The sequence below is a fragment of the Mesorhizobium sp. WSM4845 genome, from assembly GCF_055811455.1.
In genome coordinates this window covers 1-931 of sequence record NZ_JBVVQA010000088.1, presented here as the reverse complement: position 1 = coordinate 931, position 931 = coordinate 1, and the positions used below count along the sequence as shown (strand labels likewise).

General features: G+C 65.2%; 1 protein-coding gene. It reads right to left on the bottom strand.

Features of this window, described 5'->3' with window-relative positions; all coding sequences use genetic code 11:
- Position 1: 1 nt before the first annotated feature.
- Positions 2 to 931, bottom strand: a 930-nt coding sequence (locus tag AC0L2C_RS34120; RefSeq protein WP_287121924.1) for an electron transfer flavoprotein subunit alpha/FixB family protein, incomplete at its 5' end; no start/stop codon positions are given.

Here is a 931-nt window from a genome sequence, read left to right as displayed (position 1 = left end):
GTCAAAGCGCCTTTTGCAGTTCCGGCAGAATGACGAAAAGGTCGCCGACGAGGCCGTAGTCGGCGACCTGGAAGATCGGCGCCTCCTCGTCCTTGTTGATGGCGACGATGACCTTCGAATCCTTCATGCCGGCAAGATGCTGGATGGCGCCGGAGATGCCGACGGCGATGTAGAGATCGGGTGCGACCACCTTGCCGGTCTGGCCGACCTGCCAGTCGTTCGGCGCATAGCCGGCATCGACTGCGGCACGAGAGGCGCCGACGGCGGCGCCGAGCTTGTCGGCGATCGGCAGGATGACTTCCTGGAACTTCTCCGAGGAGCCCAGCGCGCGGCCGCCCGAGATGATGATCCTGGCCGAAGTCAGCTCCGGACGGTCGGTCTCGGAAAGCCTGTTCTCGACGAAGCTCGACAGGCCGGGATTGACTGCTGCCTGAACCGTCTCGACCGGGGCTGAACCGCCCTCGGGTGCAGCCTGGAAGGAGGCGGTGCGCACGGTGATCACCTTCTTGGCGTCGCTCGACTGCACCGTCTGGATGGCGTTGCCGGCATAGATCGGCCGCTTGAAGGTGTCGGGCGAGACAATCTCGATGATCTCCGACACCTGCGCGACATCGAGCAGGGCTGCCACGCGCGGCGCAACATTCTTGCCCGAGGAGGTCGCCGGCGCGACGATCGTGTCATAGGCATCGGCCATGCCGACGACGAGCGCCGCCAGCGGTTCGGCGAGACGCTCGGTGAGCTCGTCGGCTTCGGCAAGCAGCACCTTGCTCACGCCCTTGAGCTTGGCGGCGGCGTCCGCTGCCGGTTTGGCGCCGTTGCCGGCGACCAGCACATGCACGTCGGAGCCGATCTGCAGTGCCGCCGAAAGCGCCTTGGCGGTCTGGTCGGAAAGCGTCGCATTGTCGTGTTCGGCAATCAGAAGAATTGTCAT